The sequence below is a fragment of the Sinomonas susongensis genome (assembly GCF_005877005.1).
Lineage (GTDB): Bacteria > Actinomycetota > Actinomycetes > Actinomycetales > Micrococcaceae > Sinomonas > Sinomonas susongensis.
This window is the reverse complement of record NZ_SSNH01000003.1, coordinates 256,212-275,117: the sequence shown is the minus strand read 5'-3', so window position 1 is coordinate 275,117 and position 18,906 is coordinate 256,212. Positions and strand designations below refer to the sequence as shown.

At 70.6% G+C, this 18,906-nt stretch carries 13 protein-coding genes; 5 read left to right on the top strand and 8 right to left on the bottom strand.

Annotated features, from left to right (window positions below; translation table 11 throughout):
* Positions 1-30: 30 nt before the first annotated feature.
* The 5 genes from E6A21_RS06480 to E6A21_RS06460 all read right to left on the bottom strand — a co-directional run bounded on the left by E6A21_RS06480 (position 31) and on the right by E6A21_RS06460 (position 6,311).
* Positions 31-990: a 4-(cytidine 5'-diphospho)-2-C-methyl-D-erythritol kinase gene (locus tag E6A21_RS06480; protein WP_138443316.1), complete on the bottom strand. Its 960-nt coding sequence runs from the start codon at positions 988-990 to the stop codon at positions 31-33.
* Positions 991-1,000: 10 nt separating this feature from the next.
* Positions 1,001-1,999, bottom strand: coding sequence for a 16S rRNA (adenine(1518)-N(6)/adenine(1519)-N(6))-dimethyltransferase RsmA (gene rsmA, locus E6A21_RS06475; RefSeq protein WP_138443315.1), 999 nt, complete (start codon positions 1,997-1,999; stop codon positions 1,001-1,003).
* Positions 2,000-2,113: 114 nt separating this feature from the next.
* On the bottom strand, positions 2,114-3,304 hold the full coding sequence (locus E6A21_RS06470; RefSeq protein WP_138443314.1) for a resuscitation-promoting factor: 1,191 nt from the start codon (positions 3,302-3,304) through the stop codon (positions 2,114-2,116).
* 208 nt (positions 3,305-3,512) lie between these two features.
* The gene (locus E6A21_RS06465; protein ID WP_138443354.1) at positions 3,513-4,340 is read right to left on the bottom strand and encodes a TatD family hydrolase; all 828 of its coding nucleotides are present in this window, start codon (positions 4,338-4,340) and stop codon (positions 3,513-3,515) included.
* A 294-nt stretch (positions 4,341-4,634) separates the two neighbouring features.
* A complete protein-coding gene (locus E6A21_RS06460) occupies positions 4,635-6,311 on the bottom strand; it encodes an HNH endonuclease signature motif containing protein (RefSeq protein ID WP_138443313.1) in 1,677 nt (558 codons plus the stop codon).
* 157 nt (positions 6,312-6,468) lie between these two features.
* Here E6A21_RS06460 and E6A21_RS06455 point away from each other — a divergent pair, with 157 nt between their 5' ends.
* The 3 genes from E6A21_RS06455 (at position 6,469) to E6A21_RS06445 (ending at position 11,357) form a co-directional block, all read left to right on the top strand.
* Positions 6,469-7,506, top strand: a complete 1,038-nt coding sequence (locus E6A21_RS06455; RefSeq protein WP_138443312.1) for an AAA family ATPase — start codon at positions 6,469-6,471, stop codon at positions 7,504-7,506.
* 63 nt (positions 7,507-7,569) lie between these two features.
* The gene (locus E6A21_RS06450; RefSeq protein ID WP_171041289.1) at positions 7,570-8,847 is read left to right on the top strand and encodes a DUF58 domain-containing protein; all 1,278 of its coding nucleotides are present in this window, start codon (positions 7,570-7,572) and stop codon (positions 8,845-8,847) included.
* Positions 8,844-11,357 carry a transglutaminase TgpA family protein gene (locus tag E6A21_RS06445; protein WP_138443310.1) on the top strand — a complete coding sequence of 838 codons (2,514 nt, stop codon included), beginning with the start codon at positions 8,844-8,846 and terminating at the stop codon, positions 11,355-11,357. Before E6A21_RS06450 ends, E6A21_RS06445 begins: the two co-directional genes overlap by 4 nt.
* Before the next feature lie 11 nt (positions 11,358-11,368).
* On the opposite strand, the gene E6A21_RS06440 is transcribed toward E6A21_RS06445, so the two are convergent.
* Positions 11,369-12,865, bottom strand: a complete 1,497-nt coding sequence (locus E6A21_RS06440) for an NAD-dependent succinate-semialdehyde dehydrogenase (protein ID WP_138443309.1) — start codon at positions 12,863-12,865, stop codon at positions 11,369-11,371.
* Positions 12,866-13,045: 180 nt separating this feature from the next.
* Positions 13,046-13,897: a 16S rRNA (cytidine(1402)-2'-O)-methyltransferase gene (gene rsmI / locus E6A21_RS06435; RefSeq protein ID WP_138443308.1), complete on the bottom strand. Its 852-nt coding sequence runs from the start codon at positions 13,895-13,897 to the stop codon at positions 13,046-13,048.
* Positions 13,898-13,929: 32 nt separating this feature from the next.
* On the opposite strand from rsmI, the gene E6A21_RS06430 reads away from it, so the two are divergent.
* On the top strand, positions 13,930-15,582 hold the full coding sequence (locus E6A21_RS06430; protein WP_138443307.1) for a dolichyl-phosphate-mannose--protein mannosyltransferase: 1,653 nt from the start codon (positions 13,930-13,932) through the stop codon (positions 15,580-15,582).
* Between the two features lie 16 nt (positions 15,583-15,598).
* Positions 15,599-17,497: an AMP-dependent synthetase/ligase gene (locus E6A21_RS06425; RefSeq protein WP_138443353.1), complete on the top strand. Its 1,899-nt coding sequence runs from the start codon at positions 15,599-15,601 to the stop codon at positions 17,495-17,497.
* Between the two features lie 76 nt (positions 17,498-17,573).
* On the opposite strand, the gene E6A21_RS06420 is transcribed toward E6A21_RS06425, so the two are convergent.
* On the bottom strand, positions 17,574-18,752 hold the full coding sequence (locus E6A21_RS06420) for a TIGR01906 family membrane protein (protein WP_246036235.1): 1,179 nt from the start codon (positions 18,750-18,752) through the stop codon (positions 17,574-17,576).
* Positions 18,753-18,906: the final 154 nt, after the last annotated feature.

Here is an 18,906-nt window from a genome sequence, read left to right as displayed (position 1 = left end):
GCTTTCTCGAGGGGGACTGGAAAAATGAGACTACAGCAGGGTATCGCTCACGATCCGCGCGCCGGGGACGGGCCCGTGGACTGCGACGGCGTGGGCGCCTCGGTGGGTGAGCGCCTCCGTCAGGTCCGACGCAGCCGAGGCGTCCTCCGCCAGCAGCGCAACGGTCGGGCCCGAGCCGGAGACGATCGAGGCCAGGGCACCGTGCGAGTCGCCCCAGCCGAGGGTGTCGCGGAGCCCGGGAGCGAGGGAGACCGCGGCCCGCTGGAGATCGTTCACGAGGAGGTGGCTCAGGGCCGGAGCGTCCCCGGCGCGGACAGCCGCGAGAATCCCCGGCTCGACGTCGACCGGTTCCTCCGCCTCGAGGCCTTCCTGGCCGCGCAGCCGGTCGAGTTCGCGGAACACTGCGGGCGTGCTGAGGCCGAAATCGGCGAGAGCGAGGACCCAGTCGAGGCGCGCGGTCGCGAGTGCGGGCGAGAGGCGGTCCCCCACGCCGAGGCCGACTGCAGCACCGCCGAGGAGCGCGAACGGCACGTCGGCGCCGAGCTCGGCGGCCAGATGGGCCAGCTCCTCTCTCGAGAGCCCGCTCCCCCACAGGGCGTCGCACGCGACAAGGGCTGCGGCGGCGTCGGCCGAACCGCCGCCCATGCCGCCGGCAACGGGCACGCGTTTGGTGATCTCGAGGTGCACGCCCGTCGCATGTTCGGAGACCTCCGCCATGAGGGCGGCCGCTCGGACGGCAAGGTTGGTCTCGTCCAAGGGGATCTCGAGCTCGTCGACGTCGAGCGTGCTCTCGGGGTTCAGGCTCACGGTGATCCCGGGCTCGTCCGTGGCCGTGGCCCGGACCTCCTCGAAGAGCGAGACGGCGAGGTAGACGCTCGCCACGCTGTGGTAGCCGTCCGGACGGAGCGGCCCGACGCGGAGCGAGACGTTGATCTTGCCGGGGGCCTTGGCCCGCACTGATCTGCGGCCGCCACCGCTCCCTGAACGCATGCCCCCCACGCTAGCGCAGTGCCTGTCCCCCGGGCGCCGGCGCTCCCCCGGGCGCAGACGCTCCCCCGGGTGCCGGCTCTCCGCCAGACGCAGACGCTCCCCCAGGCCCCGGCTCTCCGCCAGACGCAGACGCTCCCCCCGTTGCAGGCTCGCGCTGCTCGGCGATGCGCGCGAAGTCCTCGATGCCGAGGGTCTCGCCTCGAGCGCTCGGGTCGATGCCAGCGGCGACCAGGGCCCGCTCGGCTGCGGGCGCTCCGCCTGCCCACCCCGACAGGGCCGCCCGCAGCGTCTTGCGTCGCTGGGCGAACGCTGCGTCGATGACGGCGAAGACCTGGACCCGGGTCGCCGTCGTCTGCGGCGGCTCCTGCCGTTCGAATGCGACGAGCCCCGAGTGAATCCGAGGCGCTGGCCAGAAGACGTTGGTGCCGATCACGCCCGCCTTGCGCATCGTGCCATACCACGCTGCCTTGACGCTCGGAACGCCGTAGATGCGCGATCCGGGACCGGCGACGAGCCTGTCGGCCACCTCGTCCTGGACCATCACGAGGCCGTGCTGAAGGCTCGGGAAGTGCTCGAGCAGGTGGAGGACGACCGGAACCGCCACGTTGTAGGGAAGGTTGGCAACGAGCGCCGTGGGCTGAGAGGAGGGCCCGGAAGGCAATTCCTTGACCTTCAGCGCGTCGGCCAGGACGAGGTCGAAGCGGTCGACGGCATCCGGACGCCACTCCGCGACGGTGTCGGGGAGCTTCCGCGCAAGAGTGGGATCGATCTCGACCGCGACCACGTGGGCCGCGGCGTCGAGGAGCCCGAGCGTGAGGGAACCGAGCCCGGGCCCAATTTCGAGAACCGTCTCCGCCGGGTCGACCTTTGCCGCAGTGACGATCCGGCGGATCGTGTTGCCGTCGATCACGAAGTTCTGGCCGAGGGTCTTGGTCGGGCGGATGCCGAGTTCCTCGGCGAGCGCCCGGATGTCGGCCGCCCCGAGCAGGTGCGCGGGTTCAGTCACCAGAGCATCCTACCGGGGCATCGTCAGCTCTCCTGGCGGACCGGCTGTCTCTTCGGGTGGACGACTTCTCTCTCCTGGCGGACCGGCTGTCTCTCCCGGTGGACTACCTGTCGCCCGTCAGCCCTTGGCCGCCCACGCGCAGCCCCACGGAGAGAGACCGGCCTTCGCGTAGTAGGTGTTTGCGACGGCGATCTGCTGGGCCTTGCTCGCGAGCGCGGCGTTCGGCGCGTACTGCCCGCCTCCGTTCGCCACCCAGGACGAGATGTCGAACTGGAGGCCGCCGTAGTAGCCGTTGCCCGTGTTGATCGCCCAGTTGCCGCCGGACTCGCACTGGGCGATCTTGTCCCACATCGCCTCGTTCGCCACGGCAGGGGCGGCCGCCGAGGTCGATCCGGAGGACGACGGCGACGGTGTCGGCGACGGCGACGGCGAGGACGACGGCTGGGGGTCGGGCTGCTTCGTTCCGACGAGGATCTTCTCGGCGACCGGCTGCACCTTCACGTCCTGCGACAGGAGCGTGCGGCCGGCCTCGTGGCCGTCGACAGAGAGCACCTGGTAGTTCTTCACGAGGGTGCCCGGGACTCCCTGCTGGACCACCTTGGTCTGGCCCACGGGAAGGTCGGCGCTGTCGGTCTTGTCCGTGCTGAACGGGACGGACTCGGTGACGGTGTCCGCCTTGCCGGCGTCGACGCGGGTCACCTTGAGCACGAGGCCGGTCACGATCGACGTATTGCCCGGCAGGGAGACGATGTCATTCGGGGCAAGCGTGAGTCCGAGCTCGGCGAGCAGATCCCGGACGGTCGCCGCGGCCGTCGTACGCGTGACGGCTTGGCCGTCCACGAGGACGGTGACGTCCTTCGGGGTCGAGATCGCGACGACGCTCCCCTTGGGAGCGAGCTCGGTGGATCCGGCGAGCGAGACGACGCTGTTCGAGGCGACGCCGAGCTGGCGGACGAGAGCATCGACGGTTGGCACTGTCGTCTCGACCGTGCGCTGCGCACCGTCGAGGCGGACCGTGACCTCCTTCGAGCGGCTGACAGTGATCACGGCACCGCTCGCCACAGGCTCGGAGAGGGCGGGTTGGACGACGTCGGCCGGGTTGACCTCCACGTCGGCGCCTCGGACCACTTGCTCAACGGTCCCGGCGAAAGTCTGGACGGTGCTGGCCTTGCCGTCGACGGTGAGCGTGACGGTCTTCGCATTTGCGACGAACGCGGTCGTGCCGAGCACGAGCGCGCCGACGACTGCGACCTGGCCGGCGATCCGAAACGGCTTCGCCGTGGCGCTCTCGGCGGAGTATCTGCTCACATGGGCCCTAACCTCACAGGGTCCGGGCACGGAGGCAGCGGACGCGGGCACAGGTGTGACCGGACCCCGGATGCAGCTGGACGCGCGACTGCACGGGGTTCAACTCGTCCGCGGGCCTTCCCCGACCCCGGCTACTGGGAACTGAGCGTAATCGAAGCGTTACAAAGGAGCAAGCGAAGATTACAGTTCGGCCACACAAGCCGAGACTTCAGTCCCAGCTGCCGTAGGCCTCGACGGTGTTGTCCCCGAGGCGCGTGCACAGCTCCGAGAGGTCGGCGCCGAGGACTTCTGCCATGCCACGAACCGTGTACGGGACCATGTAGCTCGCGTTGGGGCGGCCTCGGAACGGGTGCGGGGTGAGGAACGGCGAATCAGTCTCGACCAGGATCCGGGTGGGCTCGGCGATCGCTATCGCCCGGCGCAGGTTCTCGGCGTTTTTGAACGTGAGGGTGCCCGCGAACGAGAGGAACCACCCGTTCTCGTTGCAGGTCCTGGCCAGTTCCTCGTCCCCCGAGAAGCAGTGGAAGACCACGCGCTCCGGCGCCCCCTCCTCTCCGAGGATGCGGAGGACGTCGTCATGCGCGTCGCGGTCGTGGATCTGCAGGGTCAGGCCCAGCCGCTTGGCGATGTCGATATGCCGACGGAACGACTCGTGCTGGACCTTCAGGGCTTCGCCGTGCGTCCGGAAGTAGTCGAGCCCCGTCTCGCCGATCGCCCGGACGCGGGGGTGTGCGGCGAGTTCCTCGATCTCGGCGAGCGCCGACTCGAACTCCCCCCGCCGGGCGTACTCGGGAGCGTCGTTCGGGTGCAGAGCGACCGCCCCGAGGAGGCGGGCGTCGGCGTCGAGCGCCTCGACCGTGAAGCGCGACGAGGGAAGGTCGCAGCCGACCTGCACGGCACGGTGCACGCCCACTGCCTCGGCGGCGTCAAGCGCCTCCCGGACCCCCACTTCAACGAGTCCGTCCCGGAAGTTCAGGTGTGTGTGGTTGTCGATCACGGGGACCGGCAGCGGCTCCGGCGCAGGCGGGTACTCCATCCGCCGCTTCCGACCCTTCTCATCGTGGACCGGACGCACCTCGGCGCTCACGGTGCCGGCGCTCACAGTGCCGGCGCTCACAGTGCCGGCGCTCACCGTGTCCGCGCTCACCGTGCCGGCGTGCCCGTCGTCGGTCTCGTTCAAGCGGTAGGCAGCGGGCGGGAGAGATGCACACATGGCTTCCACTCTAGGACGCGCGCGGTGTCACATCCGCCACCGGTCTGCCGCCTCAGCCTGCCGCCTCAGCCTGCCGCCTCAGCCTGCCGCCTCAGCCTGCCACCTCAGCCTGCCGCCTCAGAAGGGCGGCGGGGCGTCCGACTCCGGGTGCGTGACGTATCGCCGACCGGTCGGCGAGATCCACTCGAGAACGCCGGTCGGAGCAGCACTCTCGTCCGGGGTCACTCGGGCCGGAAGTACACGCGCCGGAACCTCGCGGGCCCGAACCTCGCAGGCCCGAACCTCACGGTCCGGAACCTCGCAGGCCGGAACCTCGCGGTCCGGAACTTCACGGGGCGCCTCGCAGGCCGGAGCCTCCCGCGCCGGTGGATCCCCGGTGCCTGACTCGGACCCTGTGACCGCGTCGGGCGGCCTGTCGGTCCTCATCGGCTCCTCTCGCCCCACCTGCCGCAGCTTCCAGATGCCCAGGCTCTTGAGGCGATGGTGCTCGCGGCAGAGGAGCGCCAGGTTGGCGACGTCGGTGACGCCACCCTGGTGCCATTCTTCGGTGTGGTCGGCTTCTGTGGCGGACGCCGGCTTGTCGCACCCGGGAAAGCGACAGGTCTTGTCCCGTGCCCCGAGGAACCGCCGGATCGCGAGCGAGGGCGCGTAGCGTTTCCGTCCGAGAGCCAACGGCGCGCCCGACCCGGGATCGACGTACATGGTGGTCCACGTTGCCGCCTCTGCTGCGAGCAGCCGGGCAGCCGGCGCATCGACCGGCCCATACCCCAAGATCTCTCCCGGGGTCTCTGCCTCGCCCGAGAGGGTCCGGGCCGGAACCGTGACAACCACTTCCGTCCTCACGCCCGCGACGTGCAGCTCCCCGGTACACGAATTGCCGTTCTCGAATTCCGGCCGAGCGGCTCTTGCACCGGGCTTCCGGGCAGAATCGCGAGGTAGCTGCGCGCCGACGAGCAGGTCGCGAAAGACGTCGGCGCGCAACTGGCCGATCCCCCGTGCCTCTCCCTCCCCCTGCAAGGATCTCGCGAGGGCTTCGAGACGCGTGTCGATCGCTGCACCGACCTCGACGGGAAGGTGGGCCGTGATCCAGCACATCCCATCCTTCGCAGGCTCGACCTCAACCCTCCTGAAGGAAGCTGCGAGATCCTTCCGCGAGGCCAACGGTTCATCGTGGTACTCCTCCGCGAGGCGCCTCAGGCGGCGGGCGAAGGCGCCGGGACTCGGCGCGCGTCCGCCGTCGTCCGGGCAGGCGAGGTCGACTGCGGCGGCGCAGAAATCCGCGTCCTTTCCGGCTGGCAGAACGCACGCCTGCTCCATCACGGCCCGCGCGCGACGGCGGTCGATCCGCCCGTCTTCCATCGCATCGAGCACCGGCGCCAGCCCTGGATCGGTCAGCATCAAGGCCTCCTCCACCAGGGCCCGGCCCGTGCGCTGCGAGACGTTGAGGGCCGCGGCGACCTCAGCTGCCGTCGTCGACGCCGCACCGCCCGCCTCGGCTCGACTGGCCGCCGCCCGTCGGAGCTCTGTATGCAGGGCAGCGACAGCCTTCAATCTCAAGGCATGCACCCGCGACTCCACGAACTCGAGTCCGCGAACAGTCGTCACCAAGGAGTCGACGAAGAGGGCTCGGGCCTCATGTTGGAAGCGGGCTTCGGCGACAGAAGACTCGTCGCCCAGCCCAGCGCCGTCACCCAGCCCAGCGCCGTCGCCCAGCCCAGCGCCGTCGCCCACCCCAGCGCCATCGACCGGTGTCGGGCCCCCGTCTTCCCGGCGATCCCCCGATTCCTCCCCCATGAGGAGAGCCTCCCACTGCCGTCCGACAAAATAAGGGTCACAGCGAGGTCACAGAATCGGAGGGGTCGAAGGTCGGTGTTGAGGGTAACGTGGACTGGACAGAGGTGTGACGGACGTCTCGTCAGTGTTCACACTCCCACCGGCCCAGGGGGAATGCATGGACGTGCACCACGCCGCGCCGACGGCCCTCACGCCGCGCAGAGCGGCCCCTCCGTCAGCGCCCATGGCCGCCGGCCGCTTCCGCGAGCTGTGCGAAAACATCCTCGCCTCGGTGGACCGGGTGATCGACGGCAAGGCGGAGGCCTCACGCATCGCGCTCACCGTGCTGCTCGCCCAAGGCCACCTGCTTGTCGAGGACGTTCCCGGCGTGGGCAAGACCATGCTCGCGAAATCAATCGCGCGGACCATCGACTGTTCGGTGAGCCGGATCCAGTTCACGCCGGACCTCCTGCCGAGTGACGTCACGGGCGTGTCGATCTACAACCAGGCCACCCGCCAGTTCGAGTTCCGGCCGGGCGCCGTCTTCGCCAACATCGTGATCGGCGACGAGATCAACCGCGCATCCGCGAAGACCCAATCAGCCCTCCTCGAATGCATGGAGGAGCATCAGGTCACGGTTGACGGGACGTCGTATGGGCTGAGCGAGCCGTTCATGGTCATAGCGACCCAGAACCCGATCGAGATGGAGGGGACGTACCCGCTCCCTGAGGCGCAGCGCGACCGTTTCATGGCGCGCATATCGATGGGCTACCCCGACGAGGCCGCCGAGATCGAGATGCTCGAGAGCCACCAGTCGGAGTCCCCGCTGGTCTCGGTCGAGCCCGTCGCGGAGGCCTCCGATGTCGCGGCGATGATCCAGGCCGTCAAGGCGGTCTACGTCTCCGACCCCGTCAAGGAATTCACTGTCGCCCTGGGCCGAGCGACCCGCACGAGCGAGAGGATCCGGCTCGGGGCGAGCCCCCGCGCGGTCCTGCAGCTCCTCCGTGCGGCCAAGGCACGGGCCGCGCTTGACGGCCGCGACTTCGTGCTGCCCGACGACGTCGCGGCCATGGCCCCCACCGTGCTCGTCCACCGGCTGATCCTCGAGCGCAGGGCTGCAGCAGCCGGGCTGTCCGTGGCGGGCGTCTTGGAAGCACTCATCGCCACCGTGCCGCTCCCGTCCGACGGTGCCGGCCGCCTTCGCCGGCAGGCCTGACCAGCCATGGCCGCCCCTCGTGCACTGCGGCAGGGACGCCTCACAAGCGCCGGCTGGGGATTCGTGATCACTGGGGCGGTCGTCCTTCTCGCCGCTCAGGCCATGGGGCGCCGGGACCTCCTCCACCTCTCGGTCTTCCTCCTGCTCGTCCCCGCCGCAGCCTGGATCTCGACGCGGCTGTTCCGGCCCGGGCTGACGGTCGAGCGCTCAACCGAGCCGCCGGTCGTCGAGGCTGGACAGCGGGCCGAGGTCCACCTCGCCATCAGTCACACCGGGGCCCTCGTGGGCCGCATGTCCATGGCAGAGCAGCTCCCCTCCACGCTCGGCACGGGTCCCGACTTCGCCTACCCGGGCCGGACGGTGGGGGCCGACGGCGTCAGCCGCTACCGCTACCAGCTCTCATGCCCGCACCGGGGCCTCTTCGTCCTCGGTCCGGTCGAAGCGCGCTCTTCCGACGTGTTCGGCGTGACCGAGCAGCGCACGCGGATAGACGATGGAACCCTCCTCACGGTCACTCCGGCGCCCGTCCCGCTCGCGGCGTCCGTCCTCTCGGGCCTCCGCGGAATCGAGGGAGTCATCGCAACCCGGATGCAGGCGAATCCTGCCGAGGACGATGTGATGACCCGCGAATACCGCCATGGAGACCCCATGCGGCGGGTCCACTGGGCAGCGACCGCCCGGCATGGCCAGCTCATGGTCCGTCAGGAGGAGTCGGCCACTTCCCCTGAGGCGACCATCATCCTCGATCTTCGACGGGGCGCGTTCCCCGTTGTGGCCGGAAGGCCGACGCCGACGGGAGAGTGGGCGCCGGGTCCGCCCGAGTTCGAGTGGGCAGTCACGGCCGCCATGTCCGTCGCGGCCCACCTCGCCGACCTCGACTACTCGCTCCGCCTGCTCGACACGGACGGGAGCCTCGCGCTCTCGCACTCGCCGTCGTCGTCCGGGCCGGACGCCCCCGAGTACTCGGGCCGCACGGGCCTTGCCGCGGTGGCGGAGGGCCTCGCGGCGATCCTGCCCCGAGGGCGCGAGAACGGCACCTCTGGGCCGCACACGGGCGACGGCTTCGGCGACCTGCTGCTCGACCGGCTCGAGGCGCACGGCCAGCGGGGCCCGATCGTCGCCGTCCTCGGCCGGACGACCGCCGACGACGCGCGCGTCCTCGCGCCCGCGGGCACGGTTGCCGAGCGTGCTCTCGCGCTCGTGGTCTCCGACCATCCGGGCGCCTGCCGCGGCGCCGTCGAGGTGCTGCGCTCAGCCGGCTGGTTCGCGGTCGAAGCGACCCCTTCAACCCGGATCGATGCCGCGTGGCTCGCCCTCACAGCCGAGGTCCTCCCGTGGTGACGAGTGCCCCTGCCCCGCCGACGCCCGGCCTGCCCGCGGGGCGGCCGCCACGACGCCAGACCCGGTCCTTCCTGCCCGACCCGCGTCCCCTGGCCTGGCGACAGGCCGCCGTCGGCCTGCTGCTCGCCACATCCGTCGTGGGCGCCGCGATCTCGTACGACGGCGTGCTGCGCAGCTGGGCGTGGCTGTACCCGACCGTCGTGGTCGTCTTCGCAACCGGGATAGCGGTCGCGGCCGCGCGCCTCGTGCGGGCGCCGCACGTCGTGCCGTCGATCGTGGGCCTCGTAGCGTGGGCGTTGGCCGTCAGCAGCATGTTCCTCCGCGACACGACCCTGCTCGGATTCCTTCCCACCGCCCAGACAATCGAGGGTGCACGGGAAGCCCTCGACGAGGCATGGAACACGATCTCGTTCGAGGCCGTCCCCGCATCACCGAACGTCGGCATCGTCGCGCTCCTCGCGGGGGCCCTCGGCCTCACGGCGCTCATCGGCGAGGCGATCGGCGTCGCGTGCCGCATGCCCGCCGTCGCGGGCGTCGCGCCGCTCTCCGTGCTCGCCGTGCCCGCGCTCCTCAAGACCGAGGGCCCTGGGGTGTGGGGCTTCGCGCTCGGCGGCGCGGCCTACCTCGCAGCGCTCGCGCTCGCACGCGCCGACGTGGTGTCCGCCCACGATCCCGGACCGAGGACTGCGCGTCCGGCGGGAGCCGCGGTCTCGCCGTCGCGCGTCATCACGCTCGTGGCCGTGGTCGTGGGAGGCGCCCTCGTCCTGCCGGCGCTCGTCCCCGGCTTCGACAGCGGAGCGTTTCCAGAGGGTTCGCGGCTCAAGTACTTCGGCCAGAACGTCGGTCTCAACCCGTTCATCAGCCTCGGCAGCGATCTCAGGGGCGGTCAGGGCGTGGGGATCATCCGCTACGCGACGGACTCGAACCAGCCCGTCTACCTGCAGACCACGACCGTCGACTCCTTCGAGGGAAGCACGTGGGGGCCCGACAACCGCGATGACCAGCGGCGGTACGATCTGAGCGCCATCGGAACCGACACGGTCCAGACCGCGCAGCTCACCACGACGACCACGGTCATCTCGACCGGGAATTTCACGAGCCCGTACCTCCCGGTCCCCTATGCGCCAGTCTCGGTCTCCGGCGTGCAGGGTCGGATGGGCTGGGATCCGCTCAACCTCAGCATCAAGGGCGATCCCGGCGCGAGCCTAGGCCAGAACTATGTCGTCCGTTCCGTGGCTCCCACCCTCACGCCCGCGGAACTCGCAGCGGCCCGCACCCGGCCCCGCGGGATCGGGCTCGAAACCTCCGCCGTCCCCAGCAACGTCCCGAGCCTTGTGCGGACGACGGCGACGACGATCACCAAGGACGCGACGACGGCGTACACGAAGGCGCTCGCGATCCAGGCATATCTCCGCACTTTCACCTACTCGGAGCAGGCGCCGGTGCAGCAGGGCTATGACGGCACGGGCATGGACGTCCTCGAGAAGTTCCTCGAGAAGAAGTCGGGCTACTGCATCCACTTCGCCGCAGCGATGGCCGTCATGGCGCGCCTCGTCGGCATCCCCAGCCGGATCGCCGTGGGCTTCGCGCCCGGACACCCGACCGGGGCCACCGTGGCCGTGGCCGGGCTGGGCTCGCTGCCCGAGTACCAGGTGGACGCCCGCGACGCGCACGCGTGGCCTCAGCTCTACTTCGAAGGCCTCGGCTGGGTGCCCTTCGAGCCGACGCCGTCCCGCGGGTCGGTGCCCGCCTACGCCCAGACCGACGCCCCTGCGGGGACCAGCACCAACCTCGACAACCCGAACGACGCCGCGCGGCCCAGCGCGGTTCCCAAGGCCGCGACCCCCACTCCGAGCGCTGCCGCCTCCCACCCGGCGGCCGCGACCTCGGCCGAAGCCCGGACCGAGACCACCGGGGTCGCGCTCGGGGCGGCACTGCTCGCGGCACTCGTCATCCTCCCCGCGGCCATCCGCGCAATGCAGCGGCGCCGCCGCCTCAGGCGCGGCGTGGAGGGGATGTGGGAGGAGCTCGAGGCCCTCGGCCTCGACCACGGCCTCCCCGCCGACCCCGCCGACACCCCGCGCAGCTATGCGAGGCGGCTCGAGCGATGGGACGGCGCCGACGACGGCCGCTCCTCCGAGGGCGTAAGCCTCCGGGGCGCACTCGCGACACTCACGGGCGAATACGAACGCCACGAGTACGGCCGGCCCGGCTACACGCCCGACGACGCCGCGGCTCGCGAGGCCCTCGCCGCCGTCGCCCGCGCGGGCCGCGCCGTACGATCGCCGCTGGCCCGGGCACGCATCGCCGTCCTTCCGCCGTCAGCCTTCGCGAGGCCCAGCCACGGAATCCGGCGCGCGTTCCGCACGGCGCGCGCCCGCACCCGGGAGGTGGTCATCAGCGCCGTCTCGCCCCTGCTCAAGCGCGTGCGGCCTGCCATCAAGCGACTGGCCCCCGCCGCGAGTGCGGCGAGGGCCAGGCTCGGACGGCTGAGGCGTCCGGGAGACTGAGGCGGCCAGCCCTAGCCCGCGTACGGGTCCGCGATGCCGATGTACTGAGTCGTCGTGTACTCCGCGATGCCCTCGGCACCGCCTTCGCGGCCGAGTCCGGACTGCTTGACGCCGCCGAACGGGGCGGCCGCGTTCGAGATGACGCCCGCGTTGAAGCCGACCATGCCGTACTCGATCTGCTCCGCGACCCGGAACATCCGGGCGTAGTCGCGGGTGTAGAGGTACGAGGCGAGGCCATACTCGGTCGCGTTCGCGAGCCGGATGGCATCCTCCTCGGTGCTGAACGTCGTGATCGGGGCGACAGGACCGAAGATCTCGTTCTTGAGGATCTCGGCGTCGTTCGGGACGTCCGCGAGGACGGTCGGGGCGTAGAAGTAGCCGTCGCCCTCGAGCGGGGCGCCGCCGGTCGCCACACGGGCGCCGGCCTCCACGGCCTCCGTCACGAGCGCGTGGACGTCCTTCCGGGCGCCGCCATCGATGAGCGGGCCGACCTTGGAGTCGGCCTCCGTGCCGCGGCCGGTCTTGAGGGCGGCCATCGCCTCGGAGAACTTGCGGGTGAACTCCTCCGCGACCGACTCCTGGACGAGGAACCGGTTGGCGGCGGTGCAGGCCTCGCCCATGTTGCGCATCTTGGCGGCCATCGCGCCCTCGACGGCCTTGTCCAGGTCCGCGTCCTCGAACACGATGAACGGCGCGTTGCCGCCGAGCTCCATCGACGTGCGCAGGACGTTCTGGGCGGCGTCGGCGATGAGGCGACGGCCCACCGGCGTCGAGCCCGTGAACGAGACCTTGCGCAGGCGGGAGTCCTTCATGAGCGGGCCCGAGATGCCAGAGGCGGACGACGACGACACGATGTTCAGGACGCCGGCCGGGAGGCCCGCCTCCTGCATGACGGCGGCGAAGAGCTGCGTCGTGAGCGGGGTGAACTTGGCGGGCTTGACGACCATCGTGCAGCCGGCGGCGACCGCGGGGGCGATCTTGCGGGTCGCCATCGCGAGCGGGAAGTTCCACGGGGTGATGAGGAGGCAGGGGCCGACCGGCTTGCGCTGGACGAGGATCTTGTTCTTGCCCTCCGGGGTCGTGACGTACCGGCCGTAGTCGCGCACGGCCTCTTCGGAGAACCACCGCAGGAACTCGGCGCCGTACGTGACCTCGCCGCGCGACTCGGCCAGGGGCTTGCCCATCTCGAGCGTCATGAGGAGGGCGAAGTCGTCGGCCCGCTGGGTCACGAGATCGAACGCGCGCCGGAGGATCTCGGCGCGCTCTCGCGGCGCCGTGCGGGCCCACGAGGCCTGGACGGCGTCGGCCGCATCGAGGGCGGCAACCGCGTCCTCGCTCGTGGCGTCGGCGATTTCGAGAAGGGTCTTTCCGGTCGCAGGGTCCTCGACGGCGAACGTCTTGCCGCCGGTCGCATCGCGCCACTCGCCATTGATGAGAAGGCCGGTGGGGACCTTCGCGAGAAGTTCCTGCTCGCGCTCGGGAGTGACATTCTTGGTGTTGTCAGACATCTCGGCTCCTTTCGCCGTGCGGGACTCACCTTCGGGCCCCTGGGTTCCTGTTCAACGCTAGGCTCATACCCCGCAGGTGTCTACGCACGCGTGCACGACAACTCCGGAAGGCTCCTGTGCGAGTGCACAGTCAACTTCCCCGTCATTCCAAGGGAGAGCCTCCGAGATCGAGCGACGGATTTAGCGGGAGGCCAGCACGGCGGCGTAGAGCTCGCGCTTGCTGGCCCGGGCGTCCGCCGCGACGGCCGTCACGGCGTCCTTGAGCCGCGCGCCGTCCGCCACGAGGCGGTTGACGGCGTCCACGAGGTCCTCGGCACTCGCGGGCTCCGTCTCGGCCGCGCCACCGACGACGACGGCGATCTCGCCCCGCACCTCCTCCGACTCGGCCCACGCGGCCAGCTCGCCGGCCGTGCCCCGCAGTACCTCCTCGTACGTCTTGGTCAGCTCGCGGCAGACGGCGACGGGCCGCTCGGGGCCGAAGGAATCCGCGACCGCCCTGAGCATCACCGGGAGACGGTGCGGAGCCTCGAAGAAGACCATGGTCCGGCGCTCGCCCCCCAGGTCCGCCAGCCGCGCGGCCCGCTCCCCCGCCTTCCGCGGCAGGAAGCCCTCGAAGCAGAAGCGGTCAGTCGGCAGCCCCGAAAGCGCGAGCGCGGTGAGAACCGCCGACGGCCCCGGCACCGCTGTCACAGTGAGCCCCTCGGCAATGGCGGCCTCGACGAGCCGATAGCCCGGATCGGACACGCTCGGCATCCCGGCGTCCGTCACGAGGAGCACCGTCCGGCCAGCCCGCACCTCGTCGAGGAGCTCAGGGGTCTTCGATGCCTCATTGTGCTCGTGATAGCTCAGGACGCGGCCGCCCGGCTGGACGCCAAGGCCCTGGACGAGGCGGTGCAGCCGGCGGGTGTCCTCGGCGGCGATCACGTCCGCCTCGCCGAGGAGCTCCACCAGCCGACGGCTCGCGTCGCCCAGATTGCCGATCGGGGTCGCCGCGAGGACCACACGCCCGCGGTCCGGCTCTGATTCACGCACCCGCTCAGACTACGCCGGTAGCATGGGCCGGGATGAGCGCCGCCACCGACACCCGCGAGCCGCAGCTCGGCTGGAACACCCGCCGCCGGTGGGTCGCCCCTCGGCCCCCCGCTGCCCAGACGGCCGCCGAGCTGCGCGAACGGCTCCTCGGTCCCCTCGACCGCTGGCGCGATTGGCCGCGCCTCGAACGAACGCTGTACTGGTCTATCCCGCTCGCGTGCGCCGTCGTGGCGGGCGTCCTCCGCTTCGTGAACCTGGGCACCCCGCACTCCCTCATCTTCGACGAGACCTACTACGTCAAGGACGCCTACTCCTACCTGCATTTCGGCTTCGAGAAGAACTGGAGCGACAACGCCAATTCCCTGTTCGTCACGGGGAACTTCAGCGGCATCCTGTCCTCGCCCGAATACGTAGTGCACCCGCCCTTGGGCAAGTGGATGATCGCGTTCGGCATGTGGCTCTTCGGGCCGTCGAGCTCGTTCGGCTGGAGGTTCTCCTCCGCCCTGTTCGGGACGCTCTCCGTCGCGCTCGTCGCGTGGGCCGCGTACAAACTCTTCCGCTCCCCCGTCCTCGCGGGAACAGCGGGCCTCCTGCTCGCCGTCGACGGCCACGACATCACGATGTCGCGCATCGGGATCTTGGACATCTTCCTCTCGTTCTGGCTGCTTGCGGCCTTCTGCGCGCTCCTCAAGGACCGCGAGGACGGGCGACGACGGCTCGCGGCACGGCTCGCCGCGTCGGCCCTGCCGAGCGGGCGGATCCCCGCGACCGCCCTCGCTGCCGGCCCCTGGCTCGGGATTCGCTGGTGGCGCATCGCCGCGGGGGTCTGCATCGGCTGCGCGGTCGGGGTCAAGTGGTCGGGCCTCGCGTACGTCCTCGCGTTCGGGCTGCTCACGGTCCTCTGGGATGCGAGCGCCCGCCGCACGGCGGGCATCCGCGCCTGGCTGCCGGCCGCCGTCGTGCGCGACGCTCCGCTCGCCTTCGCGAGCATTGTCATTGTGGGCGGCGTCGTGTACCTCTCGACGTGGACCGGCTGGTTCCTCTCCTCGGACGCATATTTCCGCCACTGGGCCGACGCCAACCCGGATCCCACATGGTCCTGGGTTCCCGCATCGCTGCGCTCGCTCGCCCATTATCACCTCGAGGCGTACGCGTTCCACACGGGCCTGAGCGAGAGCCACCCCTACGCTGCGAGCCCGTGGAGCTGGCTCGTCCAGGGCCGCCCGACGTCGTTCTACTACGTCGAGCCCAGCGGCTGCGGCGCGGACCGCTGCAGCTTGGCCATCCTCTCCGTCGGCAACCCCCTCATCTGGTGGGCCGGGACGATCGCCCTCGCGATCGCCGTCCTCCTCTGGGCTGGGCGCCGGGACTGGCGTGCGGGCGGGCTGCTGTGCGGCGTGGCTGCCGGGTACCTGCCGTGGTTCATGTACCCCGAGCGCACGATGTTCGCGTTCTACGAGGTCTCGTTCGAACCGTTCTTCATCCTCGTCCTCGCGTACGTGCTCGGACACATCCTCGGCAGGCCCACGGACCCGCCGTGGCGACGGCAGGCAGGGTTCCTCGGGGTCGGCGTGTACCTCGTCCTCGTCGTGGCGGTCTCGGCCTACTTCATGCCGATCTGGACCGCTGAGACCATCACGTATCTCGACTGGCGCATGCACATGTGGATGCCGAGCTGGGTGTGAGGCGGGCAGAATGGGCATGACCGAGGCCGACGGAAGGCAGGGCGCTGTGGACGCTTCAACGCGGGACGTCGCCGCGCGCACCGAGTCCGGCACGCCGCTCCTCGCGCCGCCCCGCCCCGAGGGCACCAACGTCACCGATCTCCTCCTGGAGCGCGCCGCCGCGTCCCCCGAACGCCCCGTCTACGCACTGCGCGAGGGGACGTCCCGGCGCCGGATCACGGCGGCCGAGTTCCTCGCGGACGTCCGCTGGCTCGCAAAGGGACTCGTCGCGGGGGGCCTCGGGGTCGGCGACCGGGTCGCGATCCTCGCCCCCAGCAGCTACGAGTGGACGCTCGCCGACTTCGCCGTATGGTACGCGGGCGGCGCGACCGTCCCTGTCTATGAGACGGACTCACCGGCCCAGATCGAATGGATCCTCCGGGACTCCGGCGCCCGGCGGGTCTTCGCCGCGCCTGGGCTGGTGCCGATGGTCTCGGGCGTCATCGAGGGCTCGGCCGAGCTCGCCGAACGCTTCATCCAGATCACGTCCCTCGCCCTGGACGGTGAGGGCGCGACGCTCAGCAGCCTCGCCGGGCCGGGCCAGGGCGTGAGCGACGCCGAGCTCGAACGGCACCGGGTTGCGGCGGGACTCCGCACCCCTGCGACGATCGTCTACACCTCCGGCACCACCGGCCGCCCCAAGGGCTGCGTCATCACGCACGCGAACTTCGTGGACCTCGCGGACAACCTCATCCCACACCTGCCCGTGCCGCTCGCGTCCCCCGACGCGCGTACCGTCATGTTCCTTCCGCTCGCCCACGTGCTCGCCCACGCCGTCCAGGTGGTGTGCCTCGCCGCCGGCGTCACGGTCGCGTACAGCAGCCCCAACGACCTGCTCTCGACCCTGCGGAGCTTCCGGCCCACCTTCCTGCTGGGCGTGCCGCGCATCTTCGAGAAGGTCTACGCGGGGGCCCGGGAACAGGCCGTCCGCTCGGGAAGGTCCGGCGTCTTCACCCGAGCGGCCGCCGTGGCACGCGAATACTCGGCTTCGCTCGACGACGCCGCCGCAGGCCGCGGCGAGGGTCCGAGCCGCGGCCTCCGGCTCAAGCACGCCGTGTTCGACCGCCTCGTGTACGCGCGCCTGCGCTCTGTGTTCGGCGGCGCGCTCGAGACCACAGTGAGCGGCGGTGGAGCGCTGAGCCCGCAGCTCGCGCACTTCTTCCGGGGCGTGGGGGTTCCCGTGCTCGAAGGCTACGGGCTCACTGAGACGACGGGCCCGTGCACCGTCAACACCGTCGACGCCGTGCGCGTGGGCACCGTCGGCCGGCCCATCCCCGGCACTTCCGTGAAGATTGCCGACGACGGCGAGGTCCTCGTGAGAGGCATCGGCGTCTTCGCGGGCTACCACGGGTCCTCGGACGAAGGGAACGAGGCCCACTCGGACGACCAGGCGGACGGCGTCTACTTCCCCACCGGCGACCTCGGACGCCTCGATGAGGACGGCTTCCTCACGATCATCGGGCGCAAGAAGGACGTGCTCGTGACAGCCGGAGGCAAGAACGTGGCACCCGAGCCACTCGAGGAGACGGTCCGGGAGAGCTCGCTCGTCGAGCATGCGGTCGTGGTCGGAGAGGGGCGGCCGTTCGTCGCGGCCCTCATCGTCCTGGACCGCGACGGGCTTGCCTCATGGTGCCGGGAGCGCGGCCGCACCTTGGACGCCGACGCGGCCGCGACCGATCCCGAGGTCCTGGACGAGCTGCAGGCCGCCGTCGACTCCGCCAACGCACTCGTCTCGCGCGCCGAGAGCATCCGCAAGTTCGCCGTCGTCGGAATCTCGCCGAGCATCGAGGGCGGGAACCTCACCCCGTCCCTCAAGCTCAAGCGCGACGCCATCCTCGCGGAGTGCCACGACGAGGTCGAGGCGCTCTACTCCTGAGGGACGGCTGCTCCTGAGGGACGTCTGCTCCTGAGGGAGCGGCTGCCCACGGGGGCGTGCCGCTCCCAGCACGTCCCTAGGCGGCCTCGCTGCGCGACGCGCGGGTCTCCGGCGCCGGGGCCTTCCTCTTGATGGGCCACGCGAAGATGATGATGAGCGAGCTCACGAGGAGAGTCAGGACACCGATCACGATCGCGGCATCCACCCAGAACTCCGACGGGAACAGCCTGATGAGCGTGTCGGACAGCTGGAATGTCCAGTTGCCCTTCGAGAAGAAGATGCGGTGGAAGTCCGTGAAGAACTGCTCCCAGCCCAGGAACGCGAGGACGGCGAGGCCCGCCACGATCAGGAACGTGACAATGGCCCCCGCGAACAGGCCCCGGGCAAATGCGCCAGGCCGCTTCCGGAGCACGAGGAACGCGACGACGAAGAACGCGAGGAGCACAAGGCCCGCGGCGTAGGCGATGAAGATGACGGACTTCACGTCCGCCATATGGCTGACCTCGGCATCCGTGAACAGAGGCGCTCCCGAGGACTGGACCAGGTCTCCCAGATAGCGTCGGCCCGCGAAGTTGGAAAGGTAGTCCACGGCGTACGAGCCGTACGTGAGGCGGTCGTCCATCGAGAAGCCGTAGCCGTCGCCCGGGAAGCCCGGGCGGAAGTACTCGAGCCACAGGAACGCGGGCGTCGCGACGACCCGCACGGCAGCTATGAGCAGAAGGAACGGCAGGAAGATCGCCATGAGGACCTGCAGCACCCGCGGGGCCACCGGCTTGGCCTGAGCGGCAGCCTCGCGCTGCGCCGTCCGACGCCGGACCTCGTCCTCGGGCGGGCGCATCTGGAGCGCAGACGTCGGCGACGGCTCCCGGCGGTCGGCTAGCGGCTCCGCCACGGGCTCTCGGGACGCCTTCTCCTGCGGTGCAGTGCTGTTCTCGTTCTGCAGCGCGGTGTCGTTCCTGACTGCGCTGTCGTTCCTGAGCGCACTTTCATTCCTGACTGCGGTGTCGTTCCTGGCTGCGCTGTCGTTCCTGGCTGCGCTGTCGTTCCTGGCTGCGCTGTCGTTCCTGAGCGCACTGTCGTTCTGCGCAGCGCTCTCGTCCTGCCCAGCACCGTCCCGGCGGGGAGCGGCACTGTCAGTGGCGGAGCGGCGCCCGGAAGGCCGCATCCAGTCGAAGGCCGGCTCTTCGGTGTCCTGGGAATCGTCCAGGTTCACCTCCGGCTCGAGGTCACGCCTGTCTTCCGTCACATGCATCATCCGCTCGAAGCTTCATGGGCCCGCGACGCAGGCGGACCCGAGTGTGGTCTGTCCTCTGTCCCACGGTAGCCGGTCCCACCTGTCGCCGACCGGAAGTAGGCCGCCCTGTGGCCGAAGCGTTATCGGCTCGGAACGGCCCGGAAGAGCGGGAATT

Excerpts from the sequence above, each read along its gene's own strand:
- E6A21_RS06425 (WP_138443353.1), top strand. The coding sequence starts at position 15,599 with ATGACCGAGGCCGACGGAAGGCAGGGCGCTGTGGACGCTTCAACGCGG.
- E6A21_RS06430 (WP_138443307.1), top strand. The coding sequence starts at position 13,930 with ATGAGCGCCGCCACCGACACCCGCGAGCCGCAGCTCGGCTGGAACACC.
- E6A21_RS06465 (WP_138443354.1), bottom strand. The coding sequence starts at position 4,340 with ATGGAGTACCCGCCTGCGCCGGAGCCGCTGCCGGTCCCCGTGATCGAC.
- E6A21_RS06480 (WP_138443316.1), bottom strand. The coding sequence starts at position 990 with ATGCGTTCAGGGAGCGGTGGCGGCCGCAGATCAGTGCGGGCCAAGGCC.
- E6A21_RS06440 (WP_138443309.1), bottom strand. The coding sequence starts at position 12,865 with ATGTCTGACAACACCAAGAATGTCACTCCCGAGCGCGAGCAGGAACTT.
- E6A21_RS06460 (WP_138443313.1), bottom strand. The coding sequence starts at position 6,311 with ATGGGGGAGGAATCGGGGGATCGCCGGGAAGACGGGGGCCCGACACCG.
- E6A21_RS06420 (WP_246036235.1), bottom strand. The coding sequence starts at position 18,752 with ATGATGCATGTGACGGAAGACAGGCGTGACCTCGAGCCGGAGGTGAAC.
- E6A21_RS06455 (WP_138443312.1), top strand. The coding sequence starts at position 6,469 with ATGGACGTGCACCACGCCGCGCCGACGGCCCTCACGCCGCGCAGAGCG.